General features: G+C 70.0%; 15 protein-coding genes. 2 read left to right on the forward strand and 13 right to left on the reverse strand.

The window, feature by feature from the left end; all coding sequences use genetic code 11:
• Window positions 1-152 precede the first annotated feature (152 nt).
• On the forward strand, window positions 153-2,057 hold the full coding sequence (ftsH, locus tag B5F85_RS07205; protein WP_204204673.1) for an ATP-dependent zinc metalloprotease FtsH: 1,905 nt from the start codon (window positions 153-155) through the stop codon (window positions 2,055-2,057).
• 204 nt (window positions 2,058-2,261) lie between these two features.
• Here the strand turns inward: ftsH and B5F85_RS07210 are convergent, their stop codons facing one another.
• Window positions 2,262-3,080, reverse strand: coding sequence for an RNA methyltransferase (locus tag B5F85_RS07210; RefSeq protein WP_087315843.1), 819 nt, complete (start codon window positions 3,078-3,080; stop codon window positions 2,262-2,264).
• Between the two features lie 106 nt (window positions 3,081-3,186).
• On the opposite strand from B5F85_RS07210, the gene B5F85_RS07215 reads away from it, so the two are divergent.
• Window positions 3,187-4,743, forward strand: coding sequence for a L,D-transpeptidase family protein (locus B5F85_RS07215; protein WP_158094578.1), 1,557 nt, complete (start codon window positions 3,187-3,189; stop codon window positions 4,741-4,743).
• 321 nt (window positions 4,744-5,064) lie between these two features.
• Here the strand turns inward: B5F85_RS07215 and ffh are convergent, their stop codons facing one another.
• The 12 genes from ffh to B5F85_RS07275 form a co-directional block, all read right to left on the reverse strand.
• The gene (gene ffh, locus B5F85_RS07220) at window positions 5,065-6,453 is read right to left on the reverse strand and encodes a signal recognition particle protein (RefSeq protein WP_087315847.1); all 1,389 of its coding nucleotides are present in this window, start codon (window positions 6,451-6,453) and stop codon (window positions 5,065-5,067) included.
• 2 nt (window positions 6,454-6,455) lie between these two features.
• Window positions 6,456-7,358, reverse strand: a complete 903-nt coding sequence (gene ftsY, locus B5F85_RS07225) for a signal recognition particle-docking protein FtsY (RefSeq protein WP_087315901.1) — start codon at window positions 7,356-7,358, stop codon at window positions 6,456-6,458.
• A 1-nt stretch (window position 7,359) separates the two neighbouring features.
• Window positions 7,360-10,902 carry a chromosome segregation protein SMC gene (gene smc, locus B5F85_RS07230; RefSeq protein ID WP_087315849.1) on the reverse strand — a complete coding sequence of 1,181 codons (3,543 nt, stop codon included), beginning with the start codon at window positions 10,900-10,902 and terminating at the stop codon, window positions 7,360-7,362.
• A gap of 19 nt (window positions 10,903-10,921) precedes the next feature.
• Entirely contained in the window at window positions 10,922-11,650 is a 729-nt protein-coding gene (gene rnc, locus B5F85_RS07235; RefSeq protein ID WP_087315851.1) for a ribonuclease III, read from the reverse strand.
• A 15-nt stretch (window positions 11,651-11,665) separates the two neighbouring features.
• The gene (locus B5F85_RS07240; protein WP_087315853.1) at window positions 11,666-11,905 is read right to left on the reverse strand and encodes an acyl carrier protein; all 240 of its coding nucleotides are present in this window, start codon (window positions 11,903-11,905) and stop codon (window positions 11,666-11,668) included.
• An 86-nt stretch (window positions 11,906-11,991) separates the two neighbouring features.
• On the reverse strand, window positions 11,992-12,975 hold the full coding sequence (gene plsX / locus B5F85_RS07245) for a phosphate acyltransferase PlsX (RefSeq protein WP_087315855.1): 984 nt from the start codon (window positions 12,973-12,975) through the stop codon (window positions 11,992-11,994).
• A gap of 164 nt (window positions 12,976-13,139) precedes the next feature.
• Window positions 13,140-13,319 (reverse strand): 50S ribosomal protein L32, encoded by a 180-nt coding sequence (gene rpmF, locus B5F85_RS07250; protein WP_087315857.1) that lies wholly within the window; start codon window positions 13,317-13,319, stop codon window positions 13,140-13,142.
• A gap of 122 nt (window positions 13,320-13,441) precedes the next feature.
• Window positions 13,442-14,035 carry a DUF177 domain-containing protein gene (locus B5F85_RS07255; protein ID WP_087315859.1) on the reverse strand — a complete coding sequence of 198 codons (594 nt, stop codon included), beginning with the start codon at window positions 14,033-14,035 and terminating at the stop codon, window positions 13,442-13,444.
• 2 nt (window positions 14,036-14,037) lie between these two features.
• Complete coding sequence (locus B5F85_RS07260) at window positions 14,038-14,535, reverse strand: ATPase (RefSeq protein ID WP_087315861.1); 498 nt, start codon at window positions 14,533-14,535, stop codon at window positions 14,038-14,040.
• A 329-nt stretch (window positions 14,536-14,864) separates the two neighbouring features.
• Window positions 14,865-15,374 carry a pantetheine-phosphate adenylyltransferase gene (gene coaD / locus B5F85_RS07265; protein WP_087315863.1) on the reverse strand — a complete coding sequence of 170 codons (510 nt, stop codon included), beginning with the start codon at window positions 15,372-15,374 and terminating at the stop codon, window positions 14,865-14,867.
• A complete protein-coding gene (locus B5F85_RS07270) occupies window positions 15,371-15,958 on the reverse strand; it encodes an RsmD family RNA methyltransferase (protein ID WP_087315865.1) in 588 nt (195 codons plus the stop codon). Before B5F85_RS07270 ends, coaD begins: the two co-directional genes overlap by 4 nt.
• Window positions 15,955-18,081 carry an ATP-dependent DNA helicase RecG gene (locus B5F85_RS07275; protein ID WP_239386758.1) on the reverse strand — a complete coding sequence of 709 codons (2,127 nt, stop codon included), beginning with the start codon at window positions 18,079-18,081 and terminating at the stop codon, window positions 15,955-15,957. Before B5F85_RS07275 ends, B5F85_RS07270 begins: the two co-directional genes overlap by 4 nt.
• Between the last annotated feature and the right edge of the window lie 17 nt (window positions 18,082-18,098).

An 18,098-nucleotide genomic window follows, 5' to 3' on the forward strand; every position in this document is an offset into this window, starting at 1 on the left:
CTGCTAATTGGGGACCGTCCCCAACGTGCGGGTCCCGGGCGGCGGGCGGACGCGGGAGATTGTCTGGTCGCGCGCGCCCTCGGGGATGAACCATCATTATTTGGGTATCAGAGAACCCAAGTACCGCAACGCATGAAGGGTTACCACGAAAGATGGACATGAACGAGAACAAGCGGCGCCGCTCGATGCTGCTCTACGTGCTGATCGCGATCATCGCGTACCTCGCCATCAGCCAGGCGCTCGGCACCAACCTCACGGCGAGCCGCGTGACCCACGTCGAGTACAGCCAGTTCGTCGACATGGTCGAGAAGAACGAGGTGACGCAGGCGGAGTCCGTCTACGGCAACCCCGAGATCACCTTCACGACCGGCGAGGGCGACTCCCAGAAGCTCTACACCACGGTGCTGTGGAACGGCACGGAGCAGTCGACCGCCCAGCTGCTGGACGACCACGGCGTCACGATGGTCTCCGAGATCCAGGACACCTCGAGCGACCTGTGGCTCATGCTGCTCGTCTCCTACGGCCTGCCGATCCTCATCTTCCTGGGCATCGGCTGGTGGCTCAACCGCCGCATGAAGAAGGCCATGGGCGACGACGGCCCCTCGATGAACTTCGGCGGGGGCGGCTTTGGCATGGGCGGCGGCCTGGGCAAGTCCAACGCCAAGGAGATCAAGGGCGAGGACACCGGCGTCACCTTCAGGGACGTGGCCGGCCAGGACGAGGCCAAGGAGTCGCTCCAGGAGATCGTGAGCTTCCTCAAGAACCCCGAGAAGTACAACGAGATCGGCGCGCGCTGCCCGCGCGGTGCGCTTCTGGTGGGCCCCCCGGGCACGGGCAAGACGCTGCTCGCCAAGGCCGTCGCCGGCGAGGCGGGCGTGACCTTCTTCCAGATCGCCGGCTCCGCCTTCGTCGAGATGTTCGTGGGCCGCGGCGCCGCCAAGGTGCGCGACCTCTTCAAACAGGCCAACGAGAAGGCCCCCTGCATCATCTTCATCGACGAGATCGACGCCGTGGGCAAGCGGCGCGACAGCTCCCTCTCCTCCAACGACGAGCGCGAGCAGACCTTGAACCAGCTCCTCTCCGAGATGGACGGCTTCGACAACCACAAGGGCATCGTGGTGCTCGCCGCCACCAACCGCCCCGAGACCCTCGACCAGGCGCTGCTGCGCCCGGGCCGCTTTGACCGCCGCATCCCCGTGGAGCTGCCCGACCTCACGGGCCGCGAGGCCATCCTCAAGATCCACGCGGACGACGTCAAGATGGAGCCGGGCATCGACCTGGGCGTGGTGGCCCGCTCCACGCCGGGCGCCTCGGGCGCCGACCTCGCCAACATCATCAACGAGGCCGCGCTGCGCGCCGTGCGCTTTGGACGGCGCCGCGTGACCCAGGAGGACCTGCTCGAGTCCGTGGACGTGGTCATCGCCGGCGAGAAGAAGAAGTCGACGGTCCTCTCCCCGCACGAGAAGGAGGTCGTCTCCTACCACGAGACGGGGCACGCCATCGTGGCCGCCATGCAGAAGGGCGCAGCTCCCGTCTCCAAGATCACGATCGTCCCGCGCACCTCGGGCGCCCTGGGCTTCACGATGCAGGTCGAGGAGGACGAGCACTTCCTCACCACGCGCCAGGAGGCCAAGGACAAGATCGCGGTGCTCTGCGGCGGGCGCGCGGCCGAGGAGCTCATCTTCAACGAGATGACCACCGGCGCCTCCAACGACATCGAGAAGGCCACGCAGCTCGCGCGCGCCATGGTCACACAGTACGGCATGTCCGACAAGTTTGGCATGGTGCAGCTCGGCCAGCCGGCCAGCCGCTACCTCGGCGGCGGGCAGCAGCTCACGTGCTCGGAGGGCACGGCGCAGGAGATCGACGCCGAGGTCCAGGCGCTCGTGGAGGAGGGCCACCAGACGGCCCTGCGCACCCTGCGCGAGAACCGCTTCAAGCTGCACGAGATCGCCCACTACCTCCAGAAGAAGGAGACCATCACCGGCGAGGAGTTCATGAACATCCTCACCCGCGACGACGGCTTCGCCCCCAAGATGCCGACGCCGACGGAGTAACCTCCCAGGGCGAGAGAACGAGAAGGACCCTCCCTCACCGCTCACTGCTTCGCAGAAATCGCGTGAGGGAGGGTCCTTCTCGTTCTCTCGCGGCGACGCCCCAACACGTCGGCGTGGACGGCTTGGGGCGGGGCCGGTGACGCGCGCTCGGGGCGATTAGGGTTGGGTCGCGGGGGTGACGTGGCTGGGGCGGTGACGAACCTGTCAGCGGAAGAGCTGCCAGAAGGCCACGGCGGAGCTGGCGGCGACGTTCAGGGAGTCGACGCCGTGGGACATGGGGATGATGACGGACCGGTCGCAGGCCGCGAGCGTCTCGGGCGCAAGGCCGCTCCCCTCGTTGCCAAAGACGAGGGCGCGCCTCTCGGCCGCGAGCAGCGAGGGGTCGTCGAGCGGGACGGCGCCCTCCACGAGCGCCATCGCGTAGCAGGCAAATCCCTCCGCCCGCAGCGCGTCGAGGGTGCCGCGGGGCCACCGCCCCTCCTCGGCGCGGGCCCAGGGCACCGTGAAGACCGTGCCCATCGAGGTGCGCACCGCGCGGCGCACGTAGGGGTCGGCGCAGCGCGGCGAGACCACCACGGCGTCAGCCCCGAGCGCGGAGGCCGAGCGAAAGAGCGCGCCCACGTTGCTCACGTCCACGAGGTCCTCCACGATCGCCAAGCGACGCGCGCCCGCCACGACCTCGGCCACCGACCGCGGCGCGGGCCGCTCCATCGCGCAGAGCAGGCCGCGCGTCACGTTGTAGCCCGTGAGCCGCTCCATCTGGCCGTGCGGGAGCACGAAGGCGGGGACCTCGTCGCCGGCGCGCGCGAGCACGTCGGCGTGGGCCTCAAGGTGCCTCTCGTCAACGAGGAAGGAGAGCGGACGCACGCCGGCGTCGAGCGCCACCTCGACCACGAGGCGCGTCTCCGCCACGAGCACGCCGGACGCCCCCTCGAGCCGCGCGCGCAGCTGATGGTCGGTCAGGCGCGCGTAGGCGTCGAGGCGCGGGTCGTCGAGCGCTTTCAGGTAGGTGACCGCGGCCATCTGTTCTCCTTTGGTTGGGACCAAGAAACGTCGTGTCATCGCGTCTATCCTAGGGTACGATAGCGTGCGCATGCCTGAACCACGTGAAACTTTCCCAGGAGGACGCATGGCAAGCCACATGAGGCCCATGTCCCCGTCAGATACCACCGTTAAGCCCAAGGCCGCCGAGAAGAGCCCGGAGCAGGAGCTCGGCGGCACCGCGCAGAGCTCCCCCGTCGGCGACGCGCCGCAGCCCAAGCGCCACCGGCACCTTCTCTGGATCATCCCCGCCGCGCTCGTCGTTCTTCTCGGCGGCGCGTACGTGGGCGGCGCCCTCTACTTTGAGTCCACCTTCATGCCCGGGACCATCCTCGACGGCGAGGACGTCTCGATGCGTCCCGTGAGCGAGGTCGCGGACGAGAAGGCCTCCTCGCTCGACGGCTACTCGATCCACGTCATCGGCAAGGGGCTCGACCTCACGATCGGCGCCGAGCAGGCGGGGCTCACCTGCGATGGCCAGTCCTACGCGAGCGAGGCGCTCGCCCAGGTCAACCCGTGGGCCTGGCCGCTCGAGATCGCCGGAACGCGCCAGATCTCCGCCACGGCCACGGTCACGATCGACCGCCAGAAGGTCGCCGACGTGGTGACCCCCGCCGTCGAGGCGCTCGCGTCCGACGCGGCGGTCGGCGGCCACGGCATCACCTACGACGCCGAGGCCGCCGCCTACGTCATCGACGAGCAGCTCCTCGCAAGCTCGCTCGACGCCGAGCTCGTGACCGACGCCGTCGTCGCCGCCATCCAGGCCGGCGAGGCCGAGGTGGAGATCGGCGACGAGTGCGCCGAGACCAAGACCGAGCTCCAGACCGCCGTCGACGCGGCAAACAAGCTCGTCTCCTCGACGGTCTCGCTCACGCTCGGCGGCACCCACGTGGCCGACGTCACGTCCGAGATGATCGCCGGCTGGACCACCATCGGCGACGGCCTCTCGGTCTCCCTCAACGCCGACGCCGTGACCGAGTGGACGCGCGGCGCCCTCTCCGACCAGCTCGACACCATCGGCACCGACCGCACCTACACCCGCCCCGACGGCCAGACCTTCACCGTCACGGGCTCGACCTCCGGCTACGGCGCGAGCACCTACGGCTGGAGCATCGACGGCGCGGCGCTCGCCGAGCAGATCGTGGCCAACGTGCAGGCCGGCCAGCCCTCCACCATCGACATCCCCTGCGTCCAGACCGCGGCCCAGGTCAACCCCGGCGGCCAGGACTGGGGCAACCGCTACATCGACGTCGACCTCACCGCGCAGCACGCCGTCTTCTACGACAACGGGACCGTGATCTGGGAGGCCGACATCACCACCGGCCAGCCCAACCTCGGCCAGGAGACCCCGACCGGCGTCTGGACCGTCACCAACCGCAAGTCCCGCGCCACGGACGGCGACATCAACCTCAAGGGCCCCATCGACCCCGCGACCGGCGAGCCGGAGTGGGACAGCCACGTTGACTTCTGGCTCGGCTTCGTGGGCAACCTCGTGGGCTTCCACAACGCGCCGTGGCAGTCCGTCTTTGGCGGCGATATCTACACCTACTACGGCAGCCACGGCTGCATCCGCATGAGCTACGCGGACGGCCAGGCCCTCTACAACGTTGGCCGCGTCGGCGACGTGGTGGTCGTGCACAAGTAGGTCGCAGGGCAAGGCACGTTTGGGGCCCCGGGAGCGATCCCGGGGCCCCTTCGTGGGCCGGAGGGCGCTTTGACGGCGCGGAAGGGGTGCTTAGGCTCTCTTCGCCGTGCGCCGCGCGCCCCGCCTCGAGGGTATGTACACCTTACCCTGAGGGTATGTACACCGTCCGATTTCGGACGGTCGATGTTTGCGCAGGCAGACGAGCCGCCGAGAAGAACGCGCCGAACGGATTTGCGTACATACCCTCAAGGTGGGGTGTACATACCCTCGAGGGCCGATTGGGGGCAGGCCGCGAAAGGGCCCGCCGCCCGCGCCGGGCGCCTAGAACGGCAGCTTGCCGCCGGGACCGCCCATGCCGCCCATCTCGCGCATCATCTGCTGCATGGCGCGACGGCCCTTCTTGCCGCCGCCCTGGTTCATGAGGCCCTTCATCTTGCCCATCATCTTGTTCATCTCGTCCCACTGCTTGATGAGCTGGTTGACCTCCTGCACCGTGCGGCCCGAGCCCGCGGCGATGCGCTTGCGGCGCTGGCCGTTGATGATCTTTGGGCGGAGGCGCTCCTCGCGCGTCATCGAGTGGATGATGGCCTCGATGCGGGTCATCTGGGAGTCGTCGGCCGCCTGCGGCATCTGCGCCATCGCGCGCTCCATGCCCGGGATCATGCCCAGGATCTTCTGCAGGCCGCCCATCTTGCGGATCTGCTGCATCTGACTCAGCAGGTCGTCCATCGTGAAGCCCTCGCGCAGCATGCGCTCGGCGTCGGCGACCTGCTGCTCGTCGGCGATCTTCTGGGCCTGCTCGATGATGCCCACCACGTCGCCCATGCCCAGGATGCGCTTGGCCATGCGGTCGGGGTGGAAGACCTCGAGCGAGTCGGGCTTCTCGCCCATCGAAACGAACTTGATCGGCTTGCCGGTGACCTCGCGGACGGAGAGGGCGCCGCCGCCACGGGCGTCGCCGTCGAGCTTGGACATGATGACGCCGTCAAAGTCCACGCGGTTGGCGAACTCGGTGACCACGTTGACGATGTCCTGGCCGGTCATGGCGTCGACGACCATGAGGATCTGGTCGGGGCGCACCGCGCGCTTGATGGCGACGGCCTCCTCCATCATCTCCTCGTCGATCTGCAGGCGGCCCGCCGTGTCCACGATCACGATGTCGTTGAGGTGGTCGACGGCCTCCTGGATCGCGCCGGAGGCCACGGCCACGGCGTCGCGTCCGTCCCCGCGGAACACGCTCACGCCGATCTCGCCGCCGAGGGTGGCGAGCTGGTCGGCTGCCGCGGGGCGGTGCGTGTCGCACGCGGCCAGAAGCGGGCTGTGGCCCTGGCTCTTGAGGAGGTACGCGAGCTTGGCCGCCGCCGTCGTCTTGCCCGAGCCCTGCAGGCCCACGAGCATGATCACGTTGGGCGTGCGGTTCTGCGCGAGCGTGAGCTTGGAGTCCGTGGAGCCGAGAAGGACGGTGAGCTCGTCGAGGACGATGCGCACGACGTTTTGCGCCGGCGTGAGCGACTCCATGACCTCGGCCGTGAGGCACTTCTCCTTGCAGCGCGCCACGAAGTTCTTGACCACGCGGTAGTTGACGTCGGCCTCGAGCAGCGCCATGCGGATCTCGCGCATCGCGACGTTGATGTCGTCCTCGGTGAGACGGCCCTTGCCGCGCAGCTTCTCGAAGGTGTCCTGGAGGCGGTCGGAGAGAGAGTTGAACATGGCTACATCCCTTCGCCCACGAGCGCGCGGCAGAACTCGAGCGCGTCGAAGGCCTGGAGGTCGTCGAGGGTCTCCCCCACCCCGATGCGGTAGATGGGAAGGCCCAGCTGGCTGGAGATGGCAAGGGCGATGCCGCCCTTGGCGGTGCCGTCGAGCTTGGTCACGATGAGCCCGTCGAGCTCGAGGGCGTCGTTGAACTCCTTGGCCTGGTTGAGGCCGTTCTGCCCGGTGGTGGCGTCGATCACGAGGACCACCGAGACGGGCATGGACTGGCAGCGCTTGCGGGTGACGCCCACGACCTTCGCGAGCTCGCGCATGAGGTCGGAGGAGGTGTGCAGGCGCCCGGCGGTGTCGATGAGCACGAGCTCGGCGCCGCGGCGCTCGGCCTCCTCCACCACGTCGTAGCACACGCTCGCGGGGTCGGCGCCGCGCTCGCGCGTGATCACGTCGACGCCGGCGCGCTGGCCCCAGACCTCGAGCTGCTCGATGGCGGCGGCGCGGAAGGTGTCGGCCCCACCGATCAGGCAGCGCCTGCCGGTGTCGCGGGCGCGCCCGGCGAGCTTGCCCACCGTCGTGGTCTTGCCGGCTCCGTTGATACCCACAAAGAGCACGCAGCTCGGGAGGTCGGAGAACGGGTCGCGCCCGGACTCGGGGAACTCCTGGGCCAGGCGGCGCGCCAGGGCGTCGCGCAGCTGCTCGGCGCGGGTGAGGTTCTCGCGCGCGGCCTGCTCGCGCAGGTCGTCGGTCACGCGCATGGCCACCTCGGCGCCCATGTCGCCCATCACGAGCGTGTCCTCGAGGTCCTCCCAGAAGTCCTCGTCGACCTCGCCGCCCATGTAGAAGATCTCGTTGATGGCCTCGCGGGATCGCTGGAGGCCCGCCTTCAGGCTGTCGAGAAAGCCCATCTTACGCATCAACCACCTTTCCTGTCTGCCGGTCGAGCCGCTGCGAGACGACGCGGCTCACGCCGTCCGCCTGCATCGACACGCCGTAGAGGACGTCAGCCTGCTCCATCGTGCGCCGCTGGTGCGAGATCACGATGAGCTGCGTGGATTCCTTGAGTCGCTCGATCGCGTCGAGCAGCTTCGAGAGGTTGGAGTCGTCGAGCGCGGCCTCGACCTCGTCGAAGACGTAGAACGGCACGGTGCGCACCTTGTAGACCGCAAAGAGCAGCGCGAGCGCCGTGAGGGACTTCTCGCCGCCGCTCATGAGCATCATCTTGGCGATGCGCTTGCCGCGGGGCTGGGCCACGATCTCGACGCCGGTCTCGGAGGGGTTGTCCGGGTCGGTCATCTCGATGTGGGCCTGGCCGCCGGGGAACAGCAGCGAGAAGATCTCCGAGAAGTTCTCGTTCACCCGCTCGAAGACCGAGAGGAAGCGCGTGCGCATCTTGCGGTCGATCGCGGCGGTGATCTTCTTGAGCGAAGAGCGCGCGGCCTCGAGGTCGGCGACCTGCTCGTTGATGTAGTCCGCACGCTCCTTGAGGCGGGTGTACTCGTCCATGGCCACGGCGTTGACCGGGCCGATCGACTCGATCTGGCGGCGCAGCTCCGCCACGCGGCGCTCGGCGGCGTCGCGGTCCTCGGGCGCGGGGATCGTGAGCGCCTCGTCGAGCACGGCGCCCGTCGCAACGATGGCGTTCACGGCGCCCTCGACCTGCACCTCGAGCTTGCCGAGGTCCACCTTGACCGACGAGGAGGCCTCGCGGGCGTCCTCGAGCTCCTTGGCCGCGGCGGCCACGGCCTGCCGGGCGTCGCCGATCGTGCGCTTGAGGGAGTCGGAGTCCGCCTCGGCGAGCGACGCGCGGTCCTTGAGGCGCGCGGCCCACTCGAGGGCGCGCTCGCGGATGAGCTCGTAGCGGTCGTGGAGCGGGTCCACGCGCAGGCGCACGACCTCGAGCGCCCTCGAGCCGCGCTCCGTCGCCTCGATGCGCTGGCCGAGCTCGCGGACGCGGCGGGAGAGGTCGCGCTCGCGGGTCTCGAGGTTCGCGCGGCGCTCGCTGGTCATCGCGAGCTCGAGGCGGGCGTCGGAGAGCGCGCGGCTCGCCTTGCCCTGCTCGGCGATGGCGTCCTGGTGCGCGTCGCTTTTCTCGGAGAGCTCGCCGGCGAGGGCGTCGGCGCGCTCGCGGGCCGCGCGGGCGGCGGCGCGGTGCTCGTCGATTTGCCCGCGCGCCTCGGCGGCGCGCTCGGCGGACGCCTCGCGGCGCTTGAGGACCTGGGAGCGCTCGGAGATGAAGCCGGCGAGCTGGGCCTCGAGCCGCCCGCGCTCGGACTGCGCGGACGAGAGCTCCGCGGTGAGGCGGGCGAGCTCTCCCTTGGCCGAGACGGCGCCCTCGCGCGCGGCGGCGAGCGCCTCCTCGGCGAGGTCGACCTCCTCCTCGGCGGCCGAGAAGGACTCCTCGAGGCCCTCCATGCCCTCGTCGAGCGCGCGGATGCGGCGCTTGCGCTCGAGCGCGCCCGCCTCGCCGGAGGGGGTCGAGCCCACGCGCAGGCGGCCGTCGGGAAGCAACGCGGCCCCCTCGGGGGTCACGTAGGTGTTCCAGGGGGCCCGCTCGTGCGCGCGCACGGCCTCGGCCACGCCCTCGACGAGCCTCACGTCGCCGAGAAGCGCCTCGAGCAGCGCCCGGGCGTCGTCGGCCACGCGCAGGCACTCGACGAGCGGCGTGCCGGGCGCGTCGCCCCTTTCCGCCCCTCCGGACGGGACCGCGGCGCGCGAGACGATCGTCGCGGCGCCGCCCTTGTCGGCGAGCTCGAGCGCGCGGGCGGCGAGCGAGCCGGCCGCGTCGGAATCGGCCACGACGAGCGCCGCGAGGTCGTCGCCGAGCAGCTGCTCGACGAGCCCCTCGACGGAGGCGTCGGCGTCGATGAGGTCGGCGAGGCGGCACTGCACGGCGTCGCCGGCGCCCTCGGCGAGCGCCGCCACGAGCGGGCTCGCCTTCTCGACGTCGGCGTCCACGGCGCACAGCGCCTCGAGGGTCGCGCGGGCCGAGGAGAGCGCGGTGCGCGCCTCGCGCTCGGCGGCGCGGGCCCGCTCGAGCCCCTCGGAGCGGCGGGCAATCTCTCGCTCGAGGCCGTCGGCCGAGCCGCGGGCCCGCTCGAGCTCCTCCTCGAGGCGCTCGGCGCGCTGCTCGCGCTCGGCGAGCGCCTCCTCGGCGGTGTCGGCGCTCTCCTGGAGCTGCTCGAGCCTCGTGGCGAACATCTGGTCCTCGAACTGGGCGTTTCCGACCTGATCCTCGAGCTTCGCGTAGGCGAGCGTCTCGCGGTCCGCCTCGGCGCGGGCGGCGCGCTCGTCGGCGGTGATGCGGGAGAGCTCGTCGTCGAGCGCGCGGCGGCGGGCCGCGGCGGCGTGGGAGGCGGCCGAGAGCTCCTCGAGGGACTCCCTCAGCTCGCGCTCGCGCACGCGGGCGTCGGAGAGCTCGCCGGCGACGCGCTCGAGCTCCTCGGCGGCGTCCGCGCGCTGCTTGCGCGTCGAGGAGAGCTGCATGCGCATGTCGGAGAGGCGGGACACCATGTTCTTGCCCTTCTCCTCCAGAAGGCGCATGTCGGCGTCCATCCGGCCGAGGAGGTCCTGCATCCTGCGGCGCTGCTCGCCGAGGTCGCCCACGAAGAGCCCCTTCTGCTCGAGCAGCGACTGGAGCTTCTCGAGCTCGCGGCTCTTCTCGTCATGGCGGTACTGCGCGAGCTCGATGGCGGCGTCGGCCTCCTTGCCGCGGGCGAGCAGGCGGTCGTAGCCCTCCTGGAGGCGGCGGAGGTCGTCGACGGCGAGCTGGGTGGTGAGCTCCTTGAGCTCGCTCTCGAGGACCTTGGCGCGCTGGGCCTTGTCCACCTGGCGCTCGAGGGGCTTGAGCTGGCGTCCGAGCTCGCGGGAGAGCAGCTTGGCGCGCGAGAGGTTCTCGTCCATCGAGACGAGCTTGCGCATGCTGCGCTCCTTGCGGCGGCGGTGCTTGGAGATGTCGGCCGCCTCCTCGATGAGGGCGCGGCGCTCCTCGGGGCGGCTCGAGAGGATGGAGTCGAGCTTGCCCTGGGAGATGATCGAGTGGGTGTCCTTGCCCAGGCCCGAGTCGTGCAGGATGTCCTGGACGTCCATGAGGCGGCTCGGCGCGCCGTTGATGAGGTACTCGGACTCGCCGGAGCGATACATCCGGCGGGTGATGCCCACCTCGGCAAAGTCGATGGGCAGGGTGTGGTCGGAGTTGTCGAGCACGAGCGTGACCTCGGCCACGCTCACTGCGCCGCGCGCTGAGGAGCCCGAGAAGATGACGTCCTCCATGGCCTGGCCGCGGAGCTGCTTGGCGCTCTGCTCGCCGAGGACCCACAGGATGGCGTCGGAGACGTTTGACTTCCCGGAGCCGTTGGGGCCCACCACCACCGTGAGGCCCGGGTCGAAGGCCATCTGGGTGCGGTCGGCAAAGGACTTGAACCCCTTGAGTGTCAGCGACTTGAGGTACACGCGGCCGGTCTCCTCACGGCTAGTTGGTGGTTCCGGCGCCCTCGAAGTCCTCGGGCTCGGCATAGCCGAGGCGCACGAGCGCGTCGACGGCGGCGGCGCTCTCCGAGGACTTCTTCGAGGAGCCCGACCCTCGGCCGATGCGGCGCCCCTCGACCATCACGACGGAGGTGAAGGTGGGATCGTGGGCGGGGCCCTCCTCGGCGACGAGCTTGTACTCGGGGCCGCAGCGCATCTCGCGCTGGGTGACCTCCTGGAGGCGCGACTTGGGGCTGATGGGCTTGCGGGCGAGCTCCGGGGAGACCTCGGGGCCGAGCGTGCGCACCACGAAGTCGTGCGTCGCGGTGTAGCCGGCGTCGAGGTAGAGCGCGCCGACGATGGCCTCGTAGACGTTCTCGAGCGCGGAGTGCATGCCCCGCGCGCCCGTGCCCTTCTCGGACTCCCCCATCACGATGAGCTCGGCGACGCCGAGGCGCTCGGCGACGCTCGCGAGCATCTTGCCCGAGACGAGGCTGATCTTGGCCTGCGTGAGCGCGCCCTCGTCCATGTCCGGGAAGCGCTCGAAGAGGTCGGTGGCCACGATCGCGCCGAGGATGGAGTCCCCGAGGAACTCGAGGCGCTCGTAGGAGGCGGACACGGGCAGCCCCTCGGCGGCCGAGGGGTGCGTGAGCGCCGATACGATGAGCTCCTGTCGATCAAAGTGGTGGCCGCAGACCTTCTCGGCCGCGACCACCCGCTGGTGCATCTCCAAGAAACGGGCCCCCTGCTACTGAGCGCTGGCGATGGCGTCGACGACCTGGCCGACGGTGGAGATGGTGCCCACGGCGTCGTCGGCGAAGGTCATGGAGAACTCGTCCTCGAGGGCGGTGACGAGCTCGAGCAGGTCAAAGGAGTCAGCGCCGAGCTGCTTGAGGTCGGTGGCCTCGCTCAGGGTGACGTCGTCGCCGAGCGACAGCGTGTCCTCGACGACCTCGATGACCTTGGCGTAAATGGCGTCGCGGTCCATGGTTCCTCCTAACGTAGTCAACCAGTCATTCTACCCGAACGCGAAAGGGGGATGAGAACGGGACGCCCCTTTGCGTCATCTCCGCATCACAGGACGCAGGCGTCGGCGATCTTCTCGGTGAGGCCGGCGCGGGCGGCGGCCGCGGCGGCGAGCGTGCCCTTGCGGACGGCCTGGGCGCTCGTGGCGCCGTGGCCCTTCACCACCGGCGCGCGCAGGCCCAGAAGGATCGCGCCGCCATACTCGTCGCCGGACATCTCGGCGGCGAGGGACTTGAGCGAGCCGGCGAGCAGCGCCATGCCGATCTTGTTGGAAAGCGACGCCTCCATCGCGGCCTTGAGGCGCCTGATCACGAACTTGCCCGTGCCCTCGATGGACTTGAGGGCCACGTTTCCGGTGAAGCCGTCGGCCACGATGACGTCGAAGGTGCCGGCGAGCAGGTCGGTGCCCTCGGCGTTGCCCGCAAAGCCGCAGTTGCCCTGGGCGAGCGCCTCGTGATAGGCGAGCGCCATCTCGGAGCCCTTGGTGTCCTCCGAGCCGTTGCAGAGCAGGCCCACGCGCGGGCTCTCCACCCCCAGGATCGCGCAGGCGTAGGCGCGACCCATGTGCGCGAACTGCACCATCACGTCGGGCTTGACGTCGGCGTTGGCGCCCATGTCGAGAAAGACGGTCTTCTTGCCGGAGATGCCGGGGAACGGCAGGCTAAGCGCGGGGCGCTTGACGCCCTTGATGCGCCCCACGCCAAAGGTGGCGGCGGTGAGCACGGCGCCCGTGGAGCCGGCCGAGAACAGGCCGTCCGCCTCGCCCGCGTGGACCGCGGCGGCGGCGCGCACGATGGAGGCGTCCTTCTTCTTGCGGACGGCGCTGGCGGGGTGCTCGGACATCGCGATGACCTCGGTGGTGACGAGCGCGCGGGCGCGGTCGTGCGAGGCGGCGAACGGCTCGATGACGTCGGCGCTGCCGGCGACGAGCACCTCGAGCTCGGGGTCGTCCGCGAGCGCCGCGGCGACGCCCTCGAGAAGGACGGCGGGCTCCTTGTCCGCACCCATGACGTCGACGCAGATGGTGGTCATGCTTCCTCCTTGGCTCGAATCTTCAACTGCTCTATTATGCCGCAACCTGCGGGGGCGCGTTCTTCTCGCCCGGAGCGGCGGGGCGCGCGGCGGGACCCGCCGTACCAGGCACGAAAAAAGGCCGACCCAGGGGGCCGGCCTCGAAGGTTCCGCGTATCGAGAAGCTACTCGGTAACGATGACCTCGCGGTCCTTGTAGTGACCGCAGTTGGGGCACACGTGGTGCGGGAGCTTGGGAGCGCCGCACTGCGGGCACACGGAGCGCGCCGCGGCCGAAAGCTTCATGTTGGCCGAACGACGGGTGTGGGTGGCGCTGCGGCCCTTCTTTTGCTTGGGTACTGCCATGTCAGACTCTCCTGTCCAAAACCTCTGCCCCTCCGCTCGCGCAGCGGCAGGCGTGTCTCAGTCATGCGAAGAGACACTATAGCACGTCTCCCCTGCGCGGGGAACGCTTCATCAGCAATTCTTCACTCCGTCGCGCCCTCGGCGTCGGAGGGGTCCTCGGCGCCGGAGAGGTCGAGGCCCGCGAGCGCCGCGAAGGGCGACGACTCGAGCCGGTCCTGCTCGCGCTGGGCCCCGATCTGCGCCGCGTGACCGCAGTCCTCCTCGTTGAGGTTGGCGCCGCAGACCGGGCACAGGCCCGCGCAGTCCTCGCGGCACAGCACGATGAAGGGCGTCTCCATGACGAGCGCCGCGACGAGCGCGCCGGAGAGGTCGATCGTGCGGTCGGCGGAGACGAGCTCGTAGTCGGCCTCGTCCTCGTCGTCGCCGAGCTGCTCGGGCTCCTCGAAGAGATAGTAGCCGTCGACCTCGCCCGCGACGTCGAACTCGGCGTCCTCGAGGCAGCGGTCGCAGGTCCCCACCACGTGAGCGCGCAGGAGCCCGGTGGCCAGGATGCCCTCGCCGGCGTTGGTGAGCACGACGTCGTAGTCGATGCCCTCGGGCAGCGAGAACTCGTGGTCGCCGAGCTCATAGCCGGACTCGTCGAGATGACCCGCCACCGCCCAGGTGTCACCCGGGTTGGCGAGCCGCTCGTCGATCGAGAAGATCAGTGGGCCCATGGCTACCAGGGCACGTTGTTGGTGGTGTTGCGGGGACCGGAGTTCTCGTCGAGCGTCTGGCGGACGCGAGAGACCGAGCTGGTGAGCGACTTGAGGTTCTCCTCGAGGTGGGCGAGCACCGTGTCGGCGTACTCCTCCGCGTTGTAGCGGGTGTCGCGCTCGTACTGGGCCGCCTGGTCGCGGATGCCCTCGGCCTGCTGCTGGGCCAGGCGCACGATCTCCTGGTCGCCGGCGAGAATCATCGCCTGCTGCTGGGCGTCGGCGATGATGGAGTTGGCCTGCTGCTGGGCGCGGTCGAGCGTCTCCTGCTCCTCCTTGAGGATGCGGCGGGCATCCTGGAACTCCTGCGGGAAGACGCGGCGAATCTCATCGAGAATCTCGTAGACGTCCTGGGCGTCGACGATCTTCTTCTGGCCGTTGTCCATGAGAGGGGACTTGGCCTCGCTCACGATCTGCTCGAGCTCGTCGACCAAGCTCTCGATTTCCTCACCTGGCTGCATCTATGGTTCCTTTCACGTGATTCGTCGACGCATGGCTGCGTGAGTCTACCCATCTTCGAGACATGTTAGCAGATTGTTCGCGCTTGTATGCAGCGGCGTTCCCTCGTCAACGAGAAGTGGGGCGGCCGACGGACTTGAAGGACTTGACAATCTCGTCAGGTTATATTGTCAACCCGCACGGGACCGGTCGGCTGACGGACTTGACAATCTCGTCAGGTTATATTGTCAACCCGCACGTGGGTTGACAATATAACCTGACGAGATTGTCAAGTCCGTCAATCAGCATGCGGGTTGACAATATAACCTGACGAGATTGTCAAGCCCGCGTCTCACGCGTAGCGCTCGCGGAGGCGCGCGGCGACGTTGGCGGGCACGAGGATGTCCACGTCAGAGCCCATCGCCGCGATCTCGCGCACGATCGAGGACGAGACGTAGCCGTACTCGGGGCTCGACATGACGAACACCGACTCGAGGTCGGGCGCCATGTGGCTGTTGAGGTCGGCCTGCTGGAGCTCGTACTCGAAGTCGGTCATCGCGCGCAGGCCCTTGACCACGCCGCCCGCGCCGATCTGGCTGCAGAAGCTCACGAGAAGCCCCGTGAAGGGCTCGACCTCGATGTCTTTGGAGAGCCCCTCAAGCTCTATGGCCTCGCGGATCATCTCGACGCGCTCCTCGAGCGTGAAGGTGGTGCCGCGGCCGTGCTTGTTGGCCGAGGCCGCCACGGCGACGGTCACCTTGGGAAACAGGCGCCGGGCACGGCGGATGACGTCGAGGTGCCCAAAGGTGACCGGGTCGAAGGTTCCCGGGACGACGACGTGGGTGATGGTGGCGTCGGTCATGACGCGTCCTCCTCCGGATGGTAGACGAGCAGGTCGAGCGACGTGATACCGTGGGTCTTGCTGCGCACGGGAACAAGTCCCGGGCAGGAGAGCCCCTCCCCCGCCGAGCTGCGCTCGTAGACCACGACGGCCCCGTCGGCGAGCTGGCCGGAGGCGGCGAGAGAGACGAGCAGCCCCGAGACGCGCTCGGCGGGAAGCGCGTAGGGCGGGTCGAGAAACACGATGTCAAAGGGGGCGCCGGGCAGGCGGCGGCCGGCGAGCGCGCAGACGTCCCCGGAGAGCACGTCGAGCTCGCCTCTCTTTACGCCGAGCGCGGACGCGGTGCGCCTCACGCGCTGGGCGGCGCGACGGTCGAGGTCGACGAAGGTCGCGTGGGCCGCGCCGCGGGACAGGAGCTCCAGGCCCATCGCCCCGGACCCCGCGAAGGCGTCGAGGACCGAGTCGCCGGAGAGGTCGAGCCCGCGCGCCGAGAGGATCATCGACGCGACCTGCTCGCGTGTGCGGTCGGTCGTCGGCCGCGTGACGTCGCGGCCCTTGGGCGCCTCGATGGCGCGCCCGCGCCACTTCCCCCCGACTATCCTCATGCGCGCTCGAGCTCCTCGAAGTAGGCGCCAAACCGGTCGCGCGCCTCGATCGCCATCGCGCGGTGCGCTGGCGAGAGCAGGCGCGGGTCCTCGTCGGCGATGGCGCGCGCGTCGGCGTGGGCCAGCTCGACGAGGTCGGCGTCGGCCTCGAGGTCAGAGATCTCGAGCGAGACGCCGCCGCTCTGACGATACCCCAAAACCTCGCCCTCGTGTCGCAGGCGCAGGTCGAGCTCGGCGAGCTCGAAGCCGTCCGAGGTGGCCTCGAGGGCGGCGAGGCGCTGGCGGGCGCGGCTGTCGCGCTTGGCGGCGCAGGAGAGGTAGACGATACCCGCCGCGTCGCCGCGGCCCACGCGGCCGCGGAGCTGGTGGAGCGTGGCCAGGCCAAAGCGGTCGGCGTCGAGCACCACCATGGCCGTTGCGTTGGGGACGTCGACGCCCACCTCGACCACCGTCGTGGCCACGAGGACCTTGGTCCTGCCCGAGCGGAAGCGCTCCATCGCGAGGTCCTTCTCGGCCGCGGACATGCGTCCCGTGAGCAGGTCGCAGGCGATGCCGGGCAGAACCGAGGCCCTGAGGTCCTCGAGGGTCGAGACGGCGGAGCGCAGCCGGTCGCTCGTGGAGCGCATCGCCTCCGGGACGTCGTCGAGCGACGAGCCGTCGTCCTTGTCGTCCACCAGGGGGCAGATGATGTAGGCCTGGTGCCCGGCGGCCACGGCGTCGCGCACCGCGCCCCAGGCCAGGTCGAGGTTGTCGGGGGTGATGACCTTGGTCGTGACGCCGGCGCCCGCGCGCGGCCGGCGCCGGATGCGCGAGAGCGAGACGTCGCCGTAAAGCGACAGCGCGAGCGTGCGCGGGATGGGCGTGGCGGTCATTGCGAGCAGGTCGGCGCCGGCGCCCTTGCGGCGCAGGGCCGCGCGCTGGTCGACGCCAAAGCGGTGCTGCTCGTCGATGACCACGAGCGAGAGCGCGGAGAACTCGAGGCCCTCCGAGAGCAGCGCCGTGGTGCCAAAGACCACGGTGAGCTCCCCGCGGGAGCAGGCGAGCTCGGAGAGGGCGCGCTCGTCCGAGGGGGTCGCGCCCGTTATGAGCGCCCAGCTCACGTGCGCCGCGTCGAGGACGGGCCCGAGCTTCTCGGCGTACTGGCGCGCGAGCACCGAGGTCGGCGCCATGACGGCGGCCTGCGTGCCGGTGTCGGCCACGGCGGCGAGGGCCACGGCGGCCACGGCGGTCTTGCCGGTGCCCACGTCGCCCAGAAGCAGGCGGTTCATCACGTGGGGCGCGGCCATGTCGGCGAGGATCTGGTCCGCGGCGAGGCGCTGCTCGTCGGTGAGCGAGAAGGGCAGCGCGGCGAGCAGGGCGGCCATGTGCGGGCCGTCGGTCACGTGAACCGTCGGCTCGACGCCGTCGAGCTCGAGGCCGCGCCTCGTGAGCAGGGCGATCTGCAGGCAGAGCAGCTCGTCGTAGGCAAGGCGCCGGCGCGCGGCCTCGGCGGCGGCGGTCGAGGACGGGAAGTGCGCCTCGCGCAGGGCACGCCCGAGCGTCATGAGCCCGCGCTCGGCCACCAGGCCCGCCGGCAGCCAGTCGCAGACGTCGCCCACGTCGGCCAGGGCCGCGGCCACGATGCGGCGCATCCAGGAGGCGGTGACGCCCTCCCCCACCGGGTGGACCGGCAGCACGCGGGCATAGCCGCCCGCCTCGCCCGCGGAGCCCACGACCTCGTGGAAGGGGGCCTTCATCTGCTTGAAGCCGTAGGCGAAGGTGACCTTGCCGGAGAGGGCGACGACGTCTCCCGCCTTGATCTGGTCGGCGATCCAGGGCTGGCGGAAGAACGTGGCCACGAGCACGCCGGTGTCGTCCATCACGGAGACCTCGACGACCTGCAGGCGACGGTTGCGCGTGGCCTTGCGGCTCACGCGGTCGACGATTGCCACCACGGTGGCGTCCTGGCCCACGTCGGCGTAGGCGATCTTGGTGACGCGCGTGAAGTCGAGGTAGCGGTGGGGTATGTGCAGGAGCAGGTCGCGCACGCGACGGATGCCCAGGCGCTCGAGGGCGGCCTGGCGCGCGCCCGAGACGTAGCGCAGGCGCGACACAGAGTCAGAGAGGGCGCAGGTTCGCTGCACCCTCTCTGCTGCTGACG

The organism is Olsenella sp. An293 (genome assembly GCF_002159495.1).
Taxonomy (GTDB): Bacteria; Actinomycetota; Coriobacteriia; order Coriobacteriales; family Atopobiaceae; genus Thermophilibacter.

Coding starts and splice junctions, on each gene's coding strand:
- ftsH (WP_204204673.1), top strand. CDS start 153: ATGGACATGAACGAGAACAAGCGGCGCCGCTCGATGCTGCTCTACGTG.
- B5F85_RS07210 (WP_087315843.1), bottom strand. CDS start 3,080: ATGGCCGCGGTCACCTACCTGAAAGCGCTCGACGACCCGCGCCTCGAC.
- B5F85_RS07215 (WP_158094578.1), top strand. CDS start 3,187: ATGGCAAGCCACATGAGGCCCATGTCCCCGTCAGATACCACCGTTAAG.
- ffh (WP_087315847.1), bottom strand. CDS start 6,453: ATGTTCAACTCTCTCTCCGACCGCCTCCAGGACACCTTCGAGAAGCTG.
- ftsY (WP_087315901.1), bottom strand. CDS start 7,358: ATGGGCTTTCTCGACAGCCTGAAGGCGGGCCTCCAGCGATCCCGCGAG.
- B5F85_RS07240 (WP_087315853.1), bottom strand. CDS start 11,905: ATGGACCGCGACGCCATTTACGCCAAGGTCATCGAGGTCGTCGAGGAC.
- plsX (WP_087315855.1), bottom strand. CDS start 12,975: ATGACCACCATCTGCGTCGACGTCATGGGTGCGGACAAGGAGCCCGCC.
- rpmF (WP_087315857.1), bottom strand. CDS start 13,319: ATGGCAGTACCCAAGCAAAAGAAGGGCCGCAGCGCCACCCACACCCGT.
- B5F85_RS07255 (WP_087315859.1), bottom strand. CDS start 14,035: ATGGGCCCACTGATCTTCTCGATCGACGAGCGGCTCGCCAACCCGGGT.
- B5F85_RS07260 (WP_087315861.1), bottom strand. CDS start 14,535: ATGCAGCCAGGTGAGGAAATCGAGAGCTTGGTCGACGAGCTCGAGCAG.
- coaD (WP_087315863.1), bottom strand. CDS start 15,374: ATGACCGACGCCACCATCACCCACGTCGTCGTCCCGGGAACCTTCGAC.
- B5F85_RS07270 (WP_087315865.1), bottom strand. CDS start 15,958: ATGAGGATAGTCGGGGGGAAGTGGCGCGGGCGCGCCATCGAGGCGCCC.